General features: G+C 52.1%; 1 rRNA gene. It reads left to right on the forward strand.

The features are described from left to right. Window positions 1-9 precede the first annotated feature (9 nt). Window positions 10-326: ribosomal RNA gene (locus ACFSUC_RS11490) — 16S ribosomal RNA — on the forward strand; the annotation flags it as partial.

Consider the following 326-nt stretch of genomic DNA (forward strand, 5'->3'; position numbering starts at 1 on the left):
TCAAACACTTTATTGGAGAGTTTGATCCTGGCTCAGGACGAACGCTGGCGGCGTGCCTAATACATGCAAGTCGAGCGGAGTATAAGAAGTGCTTGCACTTCTTATACTTAGCGGCGAACGGGTGAGTAACACGTAGGCAACCTGCCTGCAAGATCGGGATAACTAGCGGAAACGTTAGCTAATACCGGATGGTCCAGAGGATCGCATGATTTTCTGGGGAAAGAGGGTTTCGGCTCTCACTTGCAGATGGGCCTGCGGCGCATTAGCTAGTTGGTAAGGTAACGGCTTACCAAGGCGACGATGCGTAGCCGACCTGAGAGGGTGAT

This window comes from Marinicrinis sediminis (genome assembly GCF_042685085.1).
GTDB lineage: Bacteria > Bacillota > Bacilli > Paenibacillales > KCTC-33676 > Marinicrinis > Marinicrinis sediminis.